Raw genomic sequence first — 19,981 nt, 5'->3', positions numbered from 1 at the left:
AGAATAAAACCACCTTTCCACTTAAAAGCTAAGTTTGCAATATATGCGAAACATACAATCACAATCACAGCAAAATTAAAATTAAAGAAAAATAACTTTGTTAGTAATTAGGCGAAAAATACACTAATTTTGTAAGTATTTTAACATTTATCTTTTTTCTAATATTTAATTTCACCATCGATAGATACTATCAAACTTGGTCTATATTGCCTTTTTATTGGTTCAAATCTTGCTATGATATTTGTAGATTAATTAATCATGGACTTTAATAATGATTCGTAATGATTGGACGCGTGACGAAATTCAAGATTTATACAACCAACCTTTTCTAGATTTGGTCTTTCAAGCACAACAAGTGCATCGTCAGCATTTTCCTGCAAATACGGTTCAGGTCAGCACCCTACTTTCAATCAAAACAGGTAAATGCCCTGAAGATTGCAAATATTGCTCTCAATCTGCACATTACGATTCAAAACTTGAAGCTGAAAAACGTATTGCTGTTACTAAAGTTATTGAAGAGGCAAAACAAGCATTAGATGCAGGTTCTACCCGTTTCTGTATGGGGGCTGCATGGCGTAATCCACACGAACGCGATATGCCTTACGTTCTCGAAATGGTTAAAGAAGTGAAAGCTTTAGGCTTAGAAACGTGTATGACACTTGGTATGCTAAACCAATCTCAAGCAGAACGCTTAAAAGATGCAGGTCTAGATTATTACAATCACAACTTAGATACATCTCGTGAATATTATTCAAATATTATTAGCACACGCACCTTCGATGATCGATTAACCACCATTGATTTTGTACGCAATTCGGGTATGAAAGTATGCAGTGGCGGTATTTTAGGTTTAGGCGAACATCAGAATGATCGTGTTGGCTTATTGCATGAACTTGCTACTCTCCCTATTCACCCCGAATCTGTGCCTATTAACATGCTTGTTCCTATTGAAGGAACGCCTCTAGCAGAAGTTGAAAAACTTGATGTAACTGAGTGGATTCGTAGTATTGCTGTAGCACGTATTATTATGCCAAAAAGTTATATTCGTTTATCTGCAGGTCGTGAGTCTATGTCTGACTCAGATCAAGCACTTGCATTTATGGCAGGCGCAAACTCTCTATTTTCAGGTGAGAAATTATTAACTACACCAAATGCAGGTGAAGGCAAAGACAAAATTTTATTTAAAAAACTTGGAATTAATACCGAAAAAGCTAAACCAAGTGTAAAAGAATTAAGCATAGATGCAATGTCTGCATAATGCTTTTTCTCTCATTCTATGTTTTAATAGACTTAGTATGAGATGAGCCTCTTACAGTATTTAGACTTAGATTCTAAATACGACTAGCCCCTAACCATGGGGCTTTTTATTGTCTAAAAACTTTATAAATACATTTTCTATCAGCTACACTATAAAAACTCAATAACTCATTTTTATAAAAACTACTCACCAATATCAAACTGGATAAGTATGACAACTATATGCTTAAACATGATCGTTAAAAATGAAAGTAAAATTATTACAGATGCTTTTGACAATATAAGAAAGAATATCAATATTGATTTATTTATTATCAGTGATACTGGCTCAACAGATCACACTATTTCAGTAATGAAAGACTATTTTGAACAAAATAATCTTAACCATGAAATTCATTCAAATAAGTGGATCAATTTTGAGCACAATCGAAATATCGCTTTACAGTATTGTCTAAATAAAAGTGACTATATTTTATTTTTTGATGCAGATGACCGATTTATTAATCAAATAAGTTTACCTAAAAAATTAACAGCAGATGTTTATTCTTTAAAGGGCTTTGTTGCATAAACCTATCTCTAAGGGCTTATTCCACAATATAATTTTCAAATGAATAAGCCTACACCTAAAATTTATCGTACAGCCAATTGGTCTTCATATAACCGAGCACTCATTAATCGTGGAAATATCGCCATTTGGTTTGATCCTGCTACGCAATGGTATGCTTCATCAAAAGGCAAACAAGGACGAAATCAAATCTACTCCGATGCAGCTATCCAATGCTGCCTAATGATTAAATCCTTATTTCGTCTGTCTTTACGTATGGTCACTGGCTTTGTGCAAAGTCTGATTAAACTTTGTGGATTGGATTGGACAGCTCCGGATTACTCAACCATTTGCAGAAGACAAAAGCAGATTGATATTGCGATCAGCTATCAAAAAAGTCATGAAGGATTACATCTATTAATAGACTCAACTGGCCTTAAGTTTTTAGGCGAGGGTGAATGGAAACGTAAGAAACATCAACCTGAATATCGTCGTCAATGGCGTAAACTGCATATTGGTATAGATGCTAAAACCCTTCAAATACGTGCAGTACAACTTACAACAAATAATGTGAGTGATTCGCAAGTACTCGGAGATTTACTTGATCAAATCCCACCAAATGAGCAAATTGATTCAGTCTATACAGATGGTGCTTATGACACAAAGCACTGTCGACAAGTCATTTTAGATCGTGATGCACATGCGGTGATTCCACCAAGAAAGAATGCAAAACCATGGAAAGATCAGCAAGCAAGGTCTATAGAGCGCAATGATTTATTGAAAACAGTTAAACATCTAGGAAGAATGCTTTGGAAAAAATGGTCTGGTTATCACCGTCGAAGTTTGGTTGAAACCAAGATGCATTGCATCAAATTATTAGGCGATAAATTAACGGCAAGGAGTTTTCCTAGTCAGGTGAACGAGATTCATGCACGCGTAGCGGTCTTGAATAAATTTACAGAATTAGGTCGCCCTCACACCCAAGTTGCCACTTAAATTTGGCTCACTTAGAGTACGCTATCTTTTAAACCTTTGTGCAACAAAGCCTCTTTAAAGTATAAAAGTGCACACAACTCTGGTTTCTTTTATTATCGAAACAGCTTAGTTAGAAATAATATTGGGCACTGGATTAGCGTTATCCATGAATCATTTATAATCACTAAAAAGAATTATACAAAAACAAATATTGATGGTGATTATTATATTCAGATTGGTCATTTTGGTGACCGCAGCCAAGATCCCAATAAATATTTAAATGATGCCCTTTTACTTGAACAATCTTTTTTAGAGCAATCAAACACTTCATTTTTAAAAGCACGTTATGCTTATTATTGTGCAACATCTTACTATAGTCATGGAGAACCTAAAAAAGCGATTGAATGGTTTAAAAAACGAATAGAGATTAAAGATATTTCTTTCGATTTCAATGAAGAGTATTTAGCTTATAAGCATTTAGGTATGATCTATAAAGAATTAAATGATCATGCCAATGCAATTAACACTTGGCTTTTAGGTTGGAATTTCCATCCAACTAAAGCTGAATTACTTTATGAAGTTAGTCTTTTATATTCAGAAAATGAGCACTTTTTCTTGGCTTATAAAATTGCATTATTAAGTGAACAACTTTGCATAGAACCTATAAATACCGAATATTGTTATGAAGAAACTATTTACCTCTATGGATTAAATTATCAAATTTCAAAATATGGTATGCAACATCATTTTTACGAAGAAGCTTTGCGCGCACTAATTCGCATTACCACAAAACCTTTTTTTTCTAAAGAATTGGTAGATCATGTTTTAGAATCTTTACTTATGTTGGCACAGAAGAATATTTTAGACCACATATCTAGTGAAGTTATTGAGCATTTAATTGATTATGTACAATCAAATGAATGTACGGACGTATTCATCAGGGATGAATTAATTGAGAAGTTAACTCAAATAAAATGATAAATTAATTTAGACACGAAATTTTAAATACTTACCAAACATGGTATATAACTTTTTGATATAAAAGGTAAACCTAAAATATTAATTCGGGGATAAATTTGTCTAACATCAAACTAAAAGTTCGCAATGTATTAGCAACTTCAATTGCTATCACTATTATTACTACTGTTTTTTCTATTATTTATCTTGGATGTCAAAAAAATCCAACCCCTATACTAAGCTCATTAACTTTAATTGGTAGCTTTATAGGTGCATTTTCAACATTAATAGCGGCTTATATTGCCTCATTACTATATAACGATTGGCGAAAGCCAATTATTTTAGAAAAAATATCAATTGAACAAAAAGATATATATTTATTAAGTCGTAAAATGAAGAGAAATGTTGATGCTTTATTATTATTTTTACGAACTCAATCACCATCCTCTCTCACAGGTCTAAATAATGGTGACGAATTCTCACTAAAATATCAATTTTTAGTCAACAATATTTTAGATGATATAGATGACCTTTTTGGATTAGTAAAGCGTTACGAATCACACATCAATCCAAAATTAAAAAACTCTGAAATACATTTAAAGCAAATAGATAAATATATGAACTCGACCAAACAAGTTTACAAATTATTAGCTGAACCAAATCCTATTCTAGGCTATATCGAGTCCTACAAGCAGGTTAAAGATGCGTATAATTCTAGAGATATATTTCAACCATTCGAAGATATTACTATAGGCTTACCAGATGAACTCTCTGAGTATTATTCAACCCTAATCTCCTAATAATAAATAATCTCTTCTAGATAAAACCACAAAAAACCCACGCTAAACGTGGGTTTTTCAAAACTAAAATGCTTAACGTCTTGCCATAAATGCTAAACGCTCAAGCAATTGAACATCTTGTTCATTTTTAATCAATGCACCATAAAGTGGTGGAATTGCCTTCGTTTTATCTGCATTGCGAAGTACATCTTCAGGCATATCATCTGCCATTAACAAACTTAACCAATCAATCAATTCTGAAGTCGAAGGTGGTTTCTTCAAACCCGGAACTTTACGCAATTGAAAGAAAATTTGTAAAGCTTCATTGACCAATGTCGCTGAAATATTCTTGAAATGTACATCAATAATTTCACGCATTGTTTCTTCATTTGGAAACTCAATGTAGTGAAAGAAACAACGGCGCAAAAATGCATCTGGCAATTCTTTTTCATTATTCGAGGTAATAATCACAATAGGTCGCTGAGTCGCTGTAATGGTTTCCCCTGTTTCATAAACAAAGAAAGACATCTTATCAAGTTCATGCAACAAATCGTTCGGAAACTCAATATCCGCTTTATCAATTTCATCAATTAATAAAACACAACGCTCTTCACTAGTAAAAGCTTCCCAAAGTTTGCCCGGCTTAATATAGTTTTTAATATCGTAAACACGATCATCACCCAACTGACTATCACGTAAACGTGAAACAGCATCGTATTCGTATAAACCTTGCTGTGCTTTGGTTGTCGACTTAATATGCCAAGTCATTAGCTTTAAACCAAGGCTCGATGCAACTTGCTCTGCAAGCAAAGTTTTACCCGTTCCTGGTTCACCTTTAACTAAAAGTGGCTTTTGCAAACTACGTGCAGCTTTAACAGCAAGTTTTAAGCTATCTGTAGCAATATATTGATCTGTACCCGAAAATTGTTGCGTATCAACCGACATGACTAAACCTTATTTTTTTAATTTAAAGTGGCGAACTTTTTGTACTCTTTTCGATGCCTGCTTTGTTTGCACTGTATTTAGTCCATAAATAACCAACAACAGCTCCCAAACCAATCACAAACAAAATAAGAGAGGCATTTAATAAAATTAAAGGCGTATCTTTGGTTAATACCCCAAAAACAACACCAAAAAATGCAGGCGCAATAGAGGCATTATTACCATCCGATGCTGTTGGTGTCAGCAATACTGCAAACACCACAATCCAACTCAAACCACCTAAAATTTTAGGTAGTCGTATTGCAATACCATACCAACACGCCAAAACAAGTACACTACCGAGTAAGTACACAGTAATAGCAATTGATTCTTCAGGAATTGCGTCCAACATTGAAAGAAAATTATCCACGGCACAACTCCTGAATTAAATTAAGCACCACGCAAGCCTTCAGGTGCAGCTGCATTTGGATTGATTAATCCTTCTGGCGGCACTTGAATAAAGAAACCTTTTGTTTCAATGGAATCCATCACATGCAAAACATTTACGCGTGCAAGTTTACGAGATTCACTTAACTCTAAATCCATAACAAAAGTTGCACGCCCAAATGCTGTACGCATTGCTTCAGGCAAAACTTCTAAAGGATCTGTAGTTTCAGCTTCGTTTTCGCTTACTTCAGGACGGGCAATATAAAGATACATCTCATCTTTTTTGCTAGATTTGTAGATTGAACACAACATATTCGAATTAATACTCTTTTAACGCACAATAAAGCATACAACAAAAAAAAGACCGAAACATTAACGATTATTAACGCATCAGTCTAGATTTTGTATAAATGACATAAGTTTGAACGGTTTGTGTATATTTTATACAGAAACTTTCATTTGAGTTGATAAATAGTCGACATCATTATGAAGCGCATTTATTAATGGTTTCGTTAATAAATCATATCGCCAACCCAGTAAATAGTCAGGAAGGTCTTGTTCATCACTTTTAAATACAATGTGTTGATACAGTGCATTGAACCATTTTTTACGTAACAACACTTCTTTTGGAATTGTTGTTTCTAAAGATACTTGATCAATAATAGCATCTAACTTATCTGAAACTTCTTTAGAAGAATGACGAATTGGACGTGCCATACGTAAAGGCCATTCTTCTTGTGGCGGTAAAAACTTCAATAAATCGATAATTGTTTTACCATATTCACGAATAATATTTGGACGAATTTGTTTAATATTTGACAATAAAAAGTTATTTTTGGGATTACTTTCTACCAAATCAATCATTGTCGCATTTTTCAAAATAAAACTACGCGGTTGATTCAATGCTTTCGCCATTTGCTCGCGCCAAACTGCTAAATGCTGTAATTGCATAAGCTGACGGCGTGAATGTCTATAATTACCAACTTCAGCATAAAGCAGCTCTGTTGGTACTTCTGTGCCAATTTCTTTGGTCAAATTACAGCAATCTTCTAACGCAAATGAAAGAATATTTTTAGCTGAAAGTTCAGCCTGAATTTTCTCTGAAAGCTGCATAATATAAAGCACATCATTAGCAGCATAGTTCAACTGCTCAGTTGTGAGCGGTCTTGCCAACCAGTCTGAACGTGTTTGATCTTTATCAATATCAATATCTAAAACTGTTTTTAATGCATTTTGATAACTTACTTGCAGACCATGACCTAAAAAAGATAGTCCCACTTGAGTATCAAATACATTTGTTAAGTTTTTATTTTGCGCATAATGATAAATTAAATCGATATCCTCACTACAAGCATGGAAGATATTTTGTTTTGCGTTAAATAATTTATCCCAAAAGTCAGACAGCTCTAATGCTGTTCCATCAAGTAGATAAACTTGACCATCTACATTTATTTGAAAAACACCAAGTTTTGGCCACAGGGTATCTACTTTAATAAACTCAGTATCAAGTCCATAAGTATTGTATCGACTCATTAATGCTAAAACATTTTCAAAGTCTTTTTGTTGTTGAATAAATTGAAACATAACGACGAGATATGATTAAAGATTCTCTTTATCCTATTGTAAACAATAAATATGATTTAGCTATATGAAAATATGGAAATAATCGTATTTTTATTGTCATTTACTGTGAATATTCACATTTTATTATTTGATTAATACTTTAAAACTATTAATAAAAACATATTTTATACCAATCAGTATATTTTATAATTAATGAAATAAACTTCGTAAAGCTTATTTCATTTGCATCCGATTATGAACAGCTTGACTCAGTGTATGGCTATCGACATATTCAAGCTCACCACCTTGTGGCACACCTTGCGCAATACGTGTTACATGTATAGGCAAATGCTTTGTGGCTTCGACCAAATAATGCGCTGTAGCCTGACCTTCAACCGTTGCATTTGTTGCAAGAATCACTTCTTTTACTTTGCCATCGCTTAAGCGTTGAACCAAGTAAGGAATACCAATTTCATCAGGCCCTATACCATCTAATGGAGATAAATGCCCACCCAAAACATGATATTTCCCTCTAAAACTGCCACTTTGCTCTATTGCCATCACATCTGCAGGTGATTCCACCACACATAATAAGTGCTCATCTCTTTCATGAGATACGCAAATATTGCAGACTTCATCTTCTGTTAAAGAATGACAAATGGTGCATTCATGAATATAACTTGTCGCCTCATTCAGCGCATGTGCTAAACCAACAGCACCCTCTTTATTTTTCATAATGAGGTGTAATGCCATACGCTGAGCCGATTTTGGCCCAACGCTTGGCAAAATACGCAGTGCTTGTACAAGTTGATCAAAACGATCACTAAACACTAATGCGATTCCTTAGAACAAGCCCGCTAAACCTGGTGGTAAACCCATGCCAGAATTTGCAGCTTTCATTTTTTCTTCAGAAACAGCTTCTGCTTGACGCGCAGCATCATTCATTGCAGCAGCAATTAAGTCTTCAATCATATCTGGATCATCTTGAAGAAGTTCAGGATTAATCTCGATACGTTTTACGACATTACGACAAGTCATTGTTACTTTCACTAAACCGCCGCCTGCTTCTGCATGAACTTCAGTTTGGGCAAGTTCTTCTTTTGCCTTTTTCATGTTGTTCGCGACTTCTTTTTGCATGCGTTGAGCTTGCTGCATTAACATATTTACGTTCATAAAAAACTCCGAACAAATCTTAAATTAAATCTAAACCACGACGAATGTCGGCAATAATATCATTAATATCTTCCAAACCAACAGATACGCGAATTAAACCTTCACTAATTCCAGCTGCAACTTTTGCCTCCGCAGACATTCTGCCGTGAGATGTTGTTGCAGGATGCGTAATTGTAGATTTTGTATCACCTAAATTACTTGTAATAGATAAGAAATGTGTATTATCAATCACTGTCCATGCACCTGTACGCTCGCCTTTCACGACAAAAGATACAACACCACCAAAACCTGACTGCTGTTTTTTCGCCAATTCATGCCCTGGATGATGTGGTAAACCTGCGTAATATACTTTTTCTACGTTAGGATGTGCATCTAACCACTCTGCCAATATTTGTGCACTTGCACAATGCGCTTTCATACGCAGGCTTAATGTTTCTAAACCTTTTAAGAAAATCCATGCATTAAATGGGCTTAAAGAATTACCTAATGTACGAATAACACCTGTAATTTCTTCCATAAGTTTAGCGCTACCCACTACAGCACCACCCAATGCACGACCTTGACCATCGATGTATTTTGTTGATGAATAAATCACAAGATCTGCGCCAAATTGAATTGGACGCTGTAATACAGGTGTACAGAAGGTATTATCTACTGCAAATAAAGCACCATGCGCATGGGCAATATCAGCAATAGCTTGTAAATCACCCACTTGAGCCAATGGGTTAGATGGTGTTTCAATAAATAATAAACGTGTATTTGGACGAATTGCTTGTTTCCATGCGTCTAAATCACCTAAATCTACAAATGTCACTTCTACGCCAAACTTAATGACATATTTTTCAAACAAAGAAAGAATTGAACCAAATACTGCTCGCGAACATACAACATGATCACCAGACTTTAAGTACGCCAAAGTCACAGCATGTACACCAGCCATACCTGAACTTGTTGCTACAGCAGCTTCTGCACCATCTAAAACAGCTAAACGCTTTTCAAAAGCTTGAACCGTTGGGTTGGTATAACGTGAATATGTATTACCTTCAATTTCACCCGAGAACTTAGCAGCAGCATCCGCTGCGCTATCACATACAAAAGATGAAGTTAAGAAAATGGGTTCACTATGTTCACCTTCTGCGGTACGGTTATGCCCTGTGCGAATTGCTAAAGTTTCTAATTGGTATTGACTGTCGTCTTGTTGGCTCATTTCAATTATTCAGTCTTTGGACTGCCTTTGTAAACAATTGCCAACATTTTGAGCGTCTAAGGCATTTATGGTCAAGGTATAATATTGAAATATTGTTTAGTCTTCGTTCAAATCGGCAACGCTTGTGATAGATTTTTATATGAAACCATTAAAATTAATTCTTGAAAATCCAAGTAAAAAATTAAGAAATTTATCTATTCGAGTATTTCGACAAGAATCTTTGGTTCAATCTGAACAAACACCTTATGAAATTATTGATACTTATAAAAATACTCTTATTCGTTATTACGCATCTTCGAATAAAAAACACAAAGAACCTTTGATATTTATTCCACCTTTAGCAGTCAATACTGCAATTTATGACTTACATCCATATAGATCTTTAATTCAATACTTTCAAAATCAAGGTTTTGATATTTACCTATTACAATGGGATCGCTTTAATTCTAGTCATCATGCACTTAATTTTTTATATTTTATTGATGATTTAATTCCACATTGCATTAAATGCATTCAAACACATGCAAACTCTCAGCAAATTTCATTACACGGATGGAGCATGGGTGGGACATTTGTCACGCTTTATACGGCGCTTCACCAACCAAAATTTGTTAAAAATTTGATTGTTTTGGGTAGCCCTATTAACTCACATGCATCTGGCAAAATTGGGAAGCTTTTTAAATACAGCCGCACATTCATCAATAAAAAATCAACGCTTAAACACTTTATTGCTAACGAAAATATTGCAACACCATATATTCATACACCAGGTATTATCAATTCAATTGGATTTAAACTGATTAACCCAAAATCTTGGATCGACAGCAAAGTTCAACTGTTTAAAAAATTAGATAACACTCTATTTATAAGTGAACATGCCACTATGTCTCATTTTTTAAATCACATGATTGATTATCCTGGTGGCGTAAACAAAGACATGGTTTTAAATCTTTGGCTGAAAAACCCACTCAAATATGGACATATACAATTAGCGAATAAGCTCATCGAATTAAAAAATATAGACTGCTCTCTCTTTGTTGGCGCAGGAGACAACGATCAAATTGTTTCAGTAGAAGCAGCCAAGCCTTTAATTGAATTGACAAACAGCCAAGATGTCACGTTTACTCTTATTCCAGGCGGACATTTAGGGTTAATGTCTAGTCAAAAAAGTGCTGAACAATTTTGGCCCGTACTATCAAACTGGCTCGCACTTAGGTCTACAAAGTTATAGGGAAACATCATGATTCAATCAGTTGCATTTATTGGTTTAGGCGCTATGGGCTACAGAATGGCGACACATCTTCCTAAACATTTCGACACAGTTTATGTTTGGAACAGAAACTTCGAAAAAGCCAAGCAACATGAAATTGAATATGGCACCCAAGCAGTAGACTTACAACAAGCTGTTCAGGCAGATATTATTTTTTCATGCTTACCTACAAGTAAAGATGTTGAAGAGCTAATTGCACGTACTCAATTAAAAGCAGGTTCAATTTGGGTCGATTGCACCAGTGGCGTACCTGAATCTGCGAAGCAACTTGCAGAACAACTCGAAAAACAAAATGTAACTTTCTTAGATGCACCTGTGAGCGGACAAACTATTGGTGCAGAAAATGCCACCCTTACAGTAATGGTTGGTGGAGATATAAATGCTTTTAACCAAGCGCTACCTGCAATTCAAGCATTTGGTAAGCTCATTAAACACGTAGGTACATCGGGTGCGGGTTTTGCTGTAAAAGCTGTAAATAATATGCTCTTGGCTGTTAATTTATGGTCTGTTGCTGAAGGATTCACAACACTAAAAGCACATGGTGTAGATTTAACAGAAGCACTCGACTGTATTAATGCTTCTAGTGGGAAAAGCGGTGTTACTGAAAATGTATTACCACAGCGTATCTTAAATAGAAGCTTTCCTTTAACTTTTGCCTTACCATTGCTTGCAAAAGATACAAGTATTGCTTTAAATTTAGCCCAAGATGTTAAATTACCTACTCCTCTTTTGAGCTTAACTCAAAATCTCATACAAACAGCAAACTTAATGGCTGACACTGATGCCGATTTTTCTGCTGCAATAAAGTTGTATGAATCATGGAGTAAAATTACAATTAGCTAAATTCATGCCATTGATTAATACACATCGTACGTATTATTTTGATGTGTATTAATGATAAGCAATTACCTAGGATACTCTTATGAGAAAGTTAACTATTGCTGCCATAGCAAGCCTTACAACTTTAATTGGGGTAAATACTGCTTTTGCTTCTGAACAAGAATGTGCAAAACTGAAAAATGATTCAGATATTATTTATGCGTCTAAAGGTTTCTGTTTTAAAGATCCTGAAGCAAAATCACGCTTTAACAATAATGCTGATTGTTTTACAGATAAGCCAAAATTTTCTGATGCAGAGCAAAGAAAGCTTGACGCCATAAAGGATCGTCAGAAAGAATTGAAATGTAAATAATTACATTCGCAATATTCAATCAAGGAGTCCTCATGGCTTACGATGACCAAAACATTTTTGCAAAAATTCTTCGTGGTGAACTACCTGCTATTAAAGTTTATGAAGATGAACAAGTTCTTGCATTTATGGATATTATGCCTCAAGCAGATGGTCACACATTGGTTATTCCTAAATCACCAGCAGTCACTTTGTTAGATTTAGAACCTGAAACAGCAGCTTATACCATCCAAACAGTACAAAAAATTGCAAAAGCCATTGAAAAAGGCTTAGATGCTAAAGGTATTGTCCTTATGCAACTGTCAGGTACTGCAGCTGGTCAAACTGTTCCACATGTTCATTTCCATTTAATTCCAAGCTCTGTTCATGAACTTGGCAAACATGCACTTCAAATGGGTGATCAAGATAAAATTAAAGCGCTTGCTGAAAGAATTAAAGCTGCACTTTAAGATAAATATCAGTAAAAAAAGAGCTCTTTTGAGCTCTTTTTTTATATCTAAATATTTAATTACTAATAAATTAACTCTCTCCAAAACATGAATCACAGTTAAATGTAGTTCCTGCATCTTTAATATTTTTGAAATAAATTCTTAATCTTACTGACTTATTTGTCATCAATACTGAGCTCCAAAGGAATGATGTAGTTACATAAAACTACCTCTACTCACGAATTTTAAGATCAATTCACAAAAAATCTGTATTGGAGTTACAAATGAAAAAGACACTTTGCGCATTAGCAATTGGGGCAACAATTTTTACACCTATTATGGCTGCAGCAGCTGACGTACAAGTTTATGGTCGCGCTCATGTATCTTTAGATTATTTAGATGATGGTAAAGACTATAACGAAGTAAACTTATCTTCAAACTCTTCACGCTTAGGCTTTAAAGTAAACCAAAAAGTAAATGATGACTTAAATGTTTTTGCTCAAATTGAACAAGAAATTAACTTCGCTAGCGGTAGCAATGACGATAATGGCATTAAGTTTGCAACTCGCGACACTTTTGTAGGTGTAAAAAGTAATAGCTATGGTCAAGTGCGTGTAGGTCGTTTCGACAGTCCATTCAAAGTTGCACGTAGCCCTATCAACTTTTTTGGCGATCAATTGGGTGACATTCGAAATGTAACTCGTGCAGACAATATGCGTTTTGATGAACGTAATGCCAATACTATTGAATATAAATCACCTAAACTTGGTAGCGGATTTAACATACTTGCTGCACTTTCACTACATGATGGTAAATTCGAGTCTAAAGAGCCAGATGGTAAAGGTAAAAATGATAACAAAACCTACGATCTTGCTGTAACTTATAAAAATGGTCCTATCGACATTGCTACTGCTTACGAAAAATATCAATCAAACGCCGATAGCCGTGGTGAACGTGATGGTTTCCGCTTAGCAGCTGCATACGATATTACAAGTGATTTTAAACTTGGTGGTTTATATCAATTCTCTAAACATGATAATGATGTAACAAACCCTGACGTACAAGTTTATGGTATAGCAGGCGAATATAAACTTTCACCAAAAACAGCCTTACGTGGTCAATACCTATTACGTGATGTAGATACTCAAGATAAAAATGCAAGTCTTATTGCTCTTGGCGTAGAACACAAACTTGATTCTGCTGTACGCGTATATGCAAACCTTGCAACTGTATTAAATGACAAAGGCTCTAAATTAACGCCTTGGCAACAAGGTCGTAGCACTGATATTTCAGGTGTCGCTGGCAAAGACTCTACTGGTCTATCTTTAGGTTTCCGTTACGACTTCTAAGTCCAAACGACACCCATAAAAAAACACGCAATTGCGTGTTTTTTTATTTCTAAAATAAATTACTTATTTAAAAAACCTGAAACTAGATTCATAACATTTGCAATATCTGAATTTGCTTCCGTATTACTGCTTTGCTCACCTTTCGGTGTTAATGAGTCAATAATTTGCGGCAATACCGTAGAAATAGCACTCAATACATCTTGCTTAGGTGCTTGAGCTTGCTGTGCCACTTGTTCAATGTCAGCATCTGAAAATAGACTCTGAATATACTGTGGATCTACCGCTGCGTTATCACCCTCACCTGTAGATACCCAATCCTCAACTTGGCTTGTTAAACCCTGTCCTTTTAAGCTATCTAAAGCACCTTGTAAACCACCTTGCTTCTGAATCCATGCAAGTACCAATGGCAGTACAGCAATAAGCAATTGAGTGCCACCACCTGTGTTTGAGCCTTGTTGAGATTGCCCACCAAACTGACCTAAAACAGAACCTAAAATTCCACCCAAACCGCCTGAGTTAGATTGCTGATTTTGCCCACCTAATTGACCTAGCACAGAACCCAGAATACCGCCAAAGCTACTGTCTTGCTTTTGTTGCTGACCACCGCCAAGTGCCTGTTTAGCTAAAATTTCTACAATGTTATTTAAGTTTGTCATTTTTAGTTATTCCATAATATGTACATCGCTAGAATACCCTGAAAAATAAAAAAACATCTACCTTCATCGCTAAATTTACACACTTTTTAATATCGCTAACTCACCAACGAAATTTATCCCAATTTTCAGGATTTGCCCAAAATTTAGAGTTAAACCAATCAGGTACATGCTTATACGTTAAAATATTAAATTGCCATAATGCAAAATCACGATCATGTATGTTTTGATCAATCAGCTGAGTTAAGCCTAAAGCTCTTAGAAGTGATTCGTCTTGTCGTTTACTCACTACAACCAATCTCTTTGCCATCAAATCTCTTAATTTCACAAGCAGTTGAGATTTTTGTTGTACATCTAAATGCAAAGTTTCATCTGTATCCAATAATACAAATGCAAGATCATAACGTTGTGTAAATGGCAGATTTAAAAAATCAGATACGTTAAAATACGACCATTGAATTGATTGATGAAAACTGTATTGCTCTAGATTTTGACCAATACAAATTGCAGTGTGAACTGGCTGTTCTTTAGATAAATCGTCTAGCATTGAAGTGATGACGTTAAGTTCAGCCATAGCTGCTTCCTGTTATTAAAGTGAGTATCTTCATGGAATTACAAGGCATTTGCCACAAAATGCACGCTGGCCTCAAGGATGTTAGTTTAACTGATCATCAGACTCACAAAGCAAATGTTGAATATAAATTTATTTTAGATCGAACAGAATTTGACCTTCCATTTAGTTTAGGTCAAGAAGTTGAAATTGAAACAACGGGAAACATCTACTGTATTTCTTGTGGTAGCAAAACATCGAAGTCTTTTTCACAAGGTCACTGTTTTAAATGTTTTAAAACTAAAGCATCTTGCGATATGTGTATTATGAAGCCTGAAACTTGCCACTACCACTTAGGTACATGTCGTGAAGAAAGCTTTGCCCAAGAGGTCTGCTTTCAACCACATATCGTATATTTAGCCAACTCAAGCGCCTTAAAAATTGGTATCACGCGCTTAGGGCAAATGCCTACCCGTTGGTTAGATCAAGGTGCAACCCAAGCCCTTCCTATTATGAAAGTAGGCTCACGTCGTCTTTCAGGCCAGCTAGAGATTATGTTTGGTACTCAAGTTGCAGATAAAACCGATTGGCGTAAGCTTCTTAAAGGTGAGGCAGAACCACTGGATCTCATTCAACTCAGAGATGAGCTTTTAATTGAGTTTGAACCACAAATTGAAATGATTCGTGATGAATTTAGTATGAGCTTAGATTTCAATGAAAATGTTGAGATTCTAGAAGATGAACTACCTCGAGAATTTGTTTACCCTGTAGATTATTATCCTGAAAAGATTAAATCGCATAATTTAGATAAAACCCCAATTATTCGAGGAAAACTTCAGGGTATTAAGGGGCAATATCTAATTTTAGATACAGGTGTTATTAACATTCGAAAATATACAGGCTATGAGTTAAAAGTTAGATCTGAATAAAATATTTTTATATTTAAGCCGATGTAATCCTTTAGCTACATCGGCTTAAATTTTTTAAAGCAACAGTTTCCTAATACCTCTATAACCCAACTCTATTTTAATAAAATTTGCTTACACAAACACCACATTCAATAATGTAGACTTTCATGCTATTCATTACAGAAAATAACATCTTATATTTTTATAAAATAAAAAATAATTCATTAAAATAAGTAATTTGTATCATAATAAATATTTATATATTTAAAACTTTGCTTACAACCTGCTAACTTCATAGGCTAATAACCCCTAAACCCTCGCTACAATCACATTATAAAAATCAAAAAAATGATACGAAACACCCGTCAAAGCTACATATCTTCAGAAAATCGAAACAGGTATTAAATATTCTATCTACTTTCATAGTCGATAAATTAAATACTAACTATTCCAAAGCAACAGGATGTTGCTTTGAAGACATTTAAACGTGTCTTCGCTTTATAAAAGGTTCTTTAAATGCAAAAGCCAACAACAATTCTTTTTGCAACCATTATTCCTACCCTACTTATCTCAAATACCTATGCAAGCGAGCAAAGTGAAGCAAAAGGCTTTTTAGAAGATGCGAAGGGTTCCGTACTTTTTCGAACTGGCTTAAATACCCGCGATAAAAAAAATGGAAAAATGGATCAAAACTCGGCAGGACAAGGCGCCATTTTTAACTTAGATTCAGGCTTTACCCAAGGAACTGTTGGTTTTGGTCTGGGGATCTTAACTGATGCTGGTTTTAAAATTGGTGATAATAGCCATGCTGGAACAGATATGATTCCCGCTGAGAATAATGGTGTAACAAATCCATTTGGACATGTAACACCAAAAGACCATTGGCTTCGAGGTGGTGGATATGTCAAAGCACGCATGTCAAACACCACACTTGTCTATGGCACACAAATTGTTAATTCACCTGTTTTTGCAAGTAATATGGGACGTATTGCACCTGAATATTATGAAGGTGTTTCTATTACAAGCCATGAAATAGAAAACTTAGAATTAACCGCAGGGAAATACACTAAAAACGTACGTTCAGGTCAAACAAGCTCAGATGCAAATAATCTTGGCAAAGCTGTCACTTGGGGGGCTAAATACAAATTTAATGATCAATTAAGCACATCTTATTATGGCTTAGATATTAAAGATCGTTTGAAACGACACTATGTAAATACCAACTTTAAACAGCCACTAACCCAAGACAGTGCTTTAACTTACGATTTTAATGCTTATCACACCAAATGGGATGCTGAGGGAAATACATATTCTGAAACCACCAGTGATAAAAACAATCGTTTTAACTCGATTTGGGCACTATCTACAACCTATACCAAAGGTCCTCATGCCCTTATGCTCGCATATCAGCAAAACACGGGCAACACAGGTTATGACTACAATAACAATGCTGATGGTGGTGCAAGTATTGCATTACCAAACTCATATTTATCGGACTTTGCAGGTGCAGGTGAAAAATCTGTAAATCTTCAATACAGCTTCGACTTTGCTGCGTTAAACATTCCAGGTTTATCATGGACAACCGCTTATGTTTATGGCTGGGACATCAATGTAGCAAATGCAGATCGAAGCCAATTAATTACAGACAATGCAAAAGAAACAGAGTTTTTTAATCAAATCAAATATACTGTTCAATCTGGTTTTGCAAAAGACGTAAGCTTACGCGCTCGTAATTATATTTATCGAGCAGATGAGGCTTACCGTAATAGCTATATGCCAAATACCAATGAATGGCGAATTTTTTTAGATATCCCAATTCAATTATTCTAATTTTTTCATAAAAAAACTCGGATCTAAATCCGAGTTTTTTTATTGCTTTACACTATATCGATTACTTGATTTTAGCTTGAGACTTTAAATAAGCAGTATAAGCATCTAGCTCTTGTTGAGCACGAAGCTGTTGATACAGCTTAGAGACTTCTTGAACTTGCTCTGCTGGTAATAAATCTGCCGCTGGATCTACCACATTAGACACAGCAACCACCACCATTTCATCAGGTAATTCTGCCGTAGTTACAGACCACATACCTTCTTTCGGTGGCATTACACTAAAAGCAGCACGCTCAATTGGACGCTTCAACAAACCATCAGCACGTGTAAATGTACCCGCATTTTCAAACTTAAGTCCACTTTCAGCAACAGCTGTTGCTGCAGGTTTAGTTTTAAAATCATTTAATGCTTTTTTAATTTTAACTTTTGCAGCAGCATACGCTTTTTGCTCAATTAATTTCGCTTTCACACGAGGTGTCGCATCTTTTAAGCTTTGTACACCTGCATCCTGATAGTGACGAACTTTCACCCAAGCAACATCACCATTGGCAAGTTGAATGCTACTCGTAGCATTACGATCGCCATTTTTCACGTCATCATTAAATAATTTAGACTTAACACTGTGGTCACTTAATACAGCATGTTGTGAACCTAAAGTGAAATTATTAACAGACTCTGTTTTTGCAGCTTTAACTTCTTGTGCCACAACATCTAAAGAGTCACTACCTACCACCATTTCATTTAAACTATTCACTGCATCAGCAAATGCATTTTCAGTTTTTGCTTTTTTAGCTTCAGCCGTTAAACGCTCTTTTTGACTTTCAAAGCTAGGAACCGTCACACTTGGTGATAAAGTTTGAATAATTTCATAACCAAACTGTGTTTTTACTGGCTTAGAAATTTCACCTACTTTTAATGATGCAACAGCTTTATCAAACTCATCACCAAATAAGCCTTTATCATAAGCAGCCAATTGACCACCGCTGTTTTTCGAAGTTGTATCATCAGAATACTTCTGAGCCACAGCCGCAAAAGTCGTACCACTGTTTAATTCTGCATAAGCAGCATCAATCAATTTTTTCGCTTCGGCATCTGTTTTACCATCTGTAGCAACTAAAACATGCTTAACTACAGGTTCAACTTTCGCTTTTTCAGCTTCAGCAAATTTTTCATACGCTTGCTGTAAGTCAGCATCGGTAATGACTACATCGTTAGCATCAAACATTGCAGGTGTAACAAGAATGTAATCTGCATCTACACTCGCAACTTGTTTAAATTGTTGAGTATGTTTGTTGTAATAATCTTGAATTTCTTGAGGTGTTACAGTGATATTTTTCTTGTAATCATCCAGTTTAATACTTGCTAAATGCAAAGTACGCTTTTCAGTTTGTAAATCTACAATTTGCTTCAGATCCACTTTACTCACTAAAGCATAATCAGAGATTGCAGCTGTCAAGTTTTTCAAAGCATGATCTTGTCTAATATTCATAATAAAAGACTGAGTATTTGGAAAACCTTGTGAACTTAAATAATTTGCAAATAACTCTTCTGAAAACTTACCATCTTTTTGAAAACTTGGCTGTTGTGCAATCATTTGCTCAATTTGAGCATCACTCAATGAAATACCCAATTTTTCAGCTTGTTGTAACAATAATGTGCGTGCAACAAGCATATCTAACGCTTTATTTTTAATAAAAGGTTGGTTCAGAAGTGTTTCATCTCCATTCGTATATTGAAGATACTGCTGCTGAAACGATTTCGTCAGTGCATCTAATTCTTTTTGTGAAATATCTTGACCATTTATCGATTGAACAGAGTCTTTAGAATTACCGCCACTAAAATACCCTTCAATACCCACAAGCGCTAAAGGCGTCAAGAACAAAACGAGCAATACTTTGCCCAACCATCCTTTAATGACTTTACGAAACGATTCCATAAGTATTCCAAATTTTATTTATGCGCGATTTTAACCGAAAAACGA

General features: G+C 35.1%; 22 protein-coding genes. 12 read left to right on the top strand and 10 right to left on the bottom strand.

The features are described from left to right. The first annotated feature begins 268 nt into the window (after nt 1-268). The 5 genes from bioB (at nt 269) to AC5YDH_RS08385 (ending at nt 4,533) form a co-directional block, all read left to right on the top strand. Nucleotides 269-1,258 (top strand): biotin synthase BioB, encoded by a 990-nt coding sequence (gene bioB, locus AC5YDH_RS08405; protein ID WP_496118554.1) that lies wholly within the window; start codon nt 269-271, stop codon nt 1,256-1,258. 231 nt (nt 1,259-1,489) lie between these two features. Continuing rightward, nucleotides 1,490-1,825 carry a glycosyltransferase gene (locus AC5YDH_RS08400; protein WP_496118504.1) on the top strand — a complete coding sequence of 112 codons (336 nt, stop codon included), beginning with the start codon at nt 1,490-1,492 and terminating at the stop codon, nt 1,823-1,825. A gap of 39 nt (nt 1,826-1,864) precedes the next feature. Continuing rightward, on the top strand, nt 1,865-2,797 hold the full coding sequence (locus tag AC5YDH_RS08395) for an IS5 family transposase (protein ID WP_496118502.1): 933 nt from the start codon (nt 1,865-1,867) through the stop codon (nt 2,795-2,797). Nucleotides 2,798-2,833: 36 nt separating this feature from the next. Beyond that, nucleotides 2,834-3,754 (top strand): tetratricopeptide repeat protein, encoded by a 921-nt coding sequence (locus tag AC5YDH_RS08390; RefSeq protein WP_496118501.1) that lies wholly within the window; start codon nt 2,834-2,836, stop codon nt 3,752-3,754. A 98-nt stretch (nt 3,755-3,852) separates the two neighbouring features. Continuing rightward, nucleotides 3,853-4,533, top strand: a complete 681-nt coding sequence (locus AC5YDH_RS08385; protein ID WP_496118499.1) for a hypothetical protein — start codon at nt 3,853-3,855, stop codon at nt 4,531-4,533. Nucleotides 4,534-4,605: 72 nt separating this feature from the next. Here the strand turns inward: AC5YDH_RS08385 and AC5YDH_RS08380 are convergent, their stop codons facing one another. From AC5YDH_RS08380 to AC5YDH_RS08350, 7 genes are all read right to left on the bottom strand, one after another. Then, entirely contained in the window at nt 4,606-5,457 is an 852-nt protein-coding gene (locus AC5YDH_RS08380) for an AAA family ATPase (protein ID WP_496118497.1), read from the bottom strand. A 22-nt stretch (nt 5,458-5,479) separates the two neighbouring features. Continuing rightward, complete coding sequence (locus AC5YDH_RS08375) at nt 5,480-5,845, bottom strand: hypothetical protein (RefSeq protein WP_496118552.1); 366 nt, start codon at nt 5,843-5,845, stop codon at nt 5,480-5,482. 38 nt (nt 5,846-5,883) lie between these two features. Further along, nucleotides 5,884-6,192, bottom strand: a complete 309-nt coding sequence (locus tag AC5YDH_RS08370; RefSeq protein ID WP_496118495.1) for a YcgL domain-containing protein — start codon at nt 6,190-6,192, stop codon at nt 5,884-5,886. Nucleotides 6,193-6,321: 129 nt separating this feature from the next. Next, complete coding sequence (locus tag AC5YDH_RS08365) at nt 6,322-7,464, bottom strand: ribonuclease D (protein ID WP_496118493.1); 1,143 nt, start codon at nt 7,462-7,464, stop codon at nt 6,322-6,324. 213 nt (nt 7,465-7,677) lie between these two features. Beyond that, on the bottom strand, nt 7,678-8,274 hold the full coding sequence (gene recR, locus AC5YDH_RS08360; RefSeq protein WP_496118492.1) for a recombination mediator RecR: 597 nt from the start codon (nt 8,272-8,274) through the stop codon (nt 7,678-7,680). A gap of 12 nt (nt 8,275-8,286) precedes the next feature. Beyond that, nucleotides 8,287-8,616 (bottom strand): YbaB/EbfC family nucleoid-associated protein, encoded by a 330-nt coding sequence (locus tag AC5YDH_RS08355; protein ID WP_154773682.1) that lies wholly within the window; start codon nt 8,614-8,616, stop codon nt 8,287-8,289. A gap of 19 nt (nt 8,617-8,635) precedes the next feature. Next, nucleotides 8,636-9,823, bottom strand: a complete 1,188-nt coding sequence (locus AC5YDH_RS08350) for an O-succinylhomoserine sulfhydrylase (protein WP_496118490.1) — start codon at nt 9,821-9,823, stop codon at nt 8,636-8,638. Between the two features lie 139 nt (nt 9,824-9,962). Here AC5YDH_RS08350 and AC5YDH_RS08345 point away from each other — a divergent pair, with 139 nt between their 5' ends. The 5 genes from AC5YDH_RS08345 to AC5YDH_RS08325 all read left to right on the top strand — a co-directional run bounded on the left by AC5YDH_RS08345 (nt 9,963) and on the right by AC5YDH_RS08325 (nt 14,059). After that, the gene (locus AC5YDH_RS08345; RefSeq protein WP_496118489.1) at nt 9,963-11,054 is read left to right on the top strand and encodes an alpha/beta fold hydrolase; all 1,092 of its coding nucleotides are present in this window, start codon (nt 9,963-9,965) and stop codon (nt 11,052-11,054) included. Between the two features lie 9 nt (nt 11,055-11,063). Then, nucleotides 11,064-11,936: an NAD(P)-dependent oxidoreductase gene (locus AC5YDH_RS08340; protein ID WP_496118487.1), complete on the top strand. Its 873-nt coding sequence runs from the start codon at nt 11,064-11,066 to the stop codon at nt 11,934-11,936. Between the two features lie 79 nt (nt 11,937-12,015). Beyond that, nucleotides 12,016-12,285 (top strand): YARHG domain-containing protein, encoded by a 270-nt coding sequence (locus tag AC5YDH_RS08335; protein WP_496118485.1) that lies wholly within the window; start codon nt 12,016-12,018, stop codon nt 12,283-12,285. A 32-nt stretch (nt 12,286-12,317) separates the two neighbouring features. After that, nucleotides 12,318-12,731 carry an HIT family protein gene (locus AC5YDH_RS08330; protein WP_496118484.1) on the top strand — a complete coding sequence of 138 codons (414 nt, stop codon included), beginning with the start codon at nt 12,318-12,320 and terminating at the stop codon, nt 12,729-12,731. A 263-nt stretch (nt 12,732-12,994) separates the two neighbouring features. Further along, a complete protein-coding gene (locus AC5YDH_RS08325; protein WP_496118483.1) occupies nt 12,995-14,059 on the top strand; it encodes a porin in 1,065 nt (354 codons plus the stop codon). A gap of 59 nt (nt 14,060-14,118) precedes the next feature. Here AC5YDH_RS08325 and AC5YDH_RS08320 read toward each other — a convergent pair whose 3' ends face one another. Both AC5YDH_RS08320 and AC5YDH_RS08315 read right to left on the bottom strand, forming a co-directional pair. Next, on the bottom strand, nt 14,119-14,715 hold the full coding sequence (locus AC5YDH_RS08320; RefSeq protein WP_496118481.1) for a YidB family protein: 597 nt from the start codon (nt 14,713-14,715) through the stop codon (nt 14,119-14,121). Nucleotides 14,716-14,815: 100 nt separating this feature from the next. After that, nucleotides 14,816-15,286, bottom strand: a complete 471-nt coding sequence (locus AC5YDH_RS08315; RefSeq protein WP_496118479.1) for a DUF6231 family protein — start codon at nt 15,284-15,286, stop codon at nt 14,816-14,818. Nucleotides 15,287-15,318: 32 nt separating this feature from the next. Between AC5YDH_RS08315 and AC5YDH_RS08310 the strand changes: the two genes are divergently transcribed. Further along, nucleotides 15,319-16,191 (top strand): DUF2797 domain-containing protein, encoded by an 873-nt coding sequence (locus AC5YDH_RS08310; RefSeq protein WP_496118477.1) that lies wholly within the window; start codon nt 15,319-15,321, stop codon nt 16,189-16,191. 495 nt (nt 16,192-16,686) lie between these two features. Then, nucleotides 16,687-18,000, top strand: a complete 1,314-nt coding sequence (locus AC5YDH_RS08305; RefSeq protein WP_496118475.1) for an OprD family outer membrane porin — start codon at nt 16,687-16,689, stop codon at nt 17,998-18,000. A gap of 61 nt (nt 18,001-18,061) precedes the next feature. On the opposite strand, the gene AC5YDH_RS08300 is transcribed toward AC5YDH_RS08305, so the two are convergent. Then, nucleotides 18,062-19,936 carry a SurA N-terminal domain-containing protein gene (locus AC5YDH_RS08300; RefSeq protein ID WP_496118474.1) on the bottom strand — a complete coding sequence of 625 codons (1,875 nt, stop codon included), beginning with the start codon at nt 19,934-19,936 and terminating at the stop codon, nt 18,062-18,064. Nucleotides 19,937-19,981: the final 45 nt, after the last annotated feature.

The organism is Acinetobacter sp. FY683, from assembly GCF_059515885.1.
This window is presented reverse-complemented; position numbering and strand designations above follow the sequence as displayed.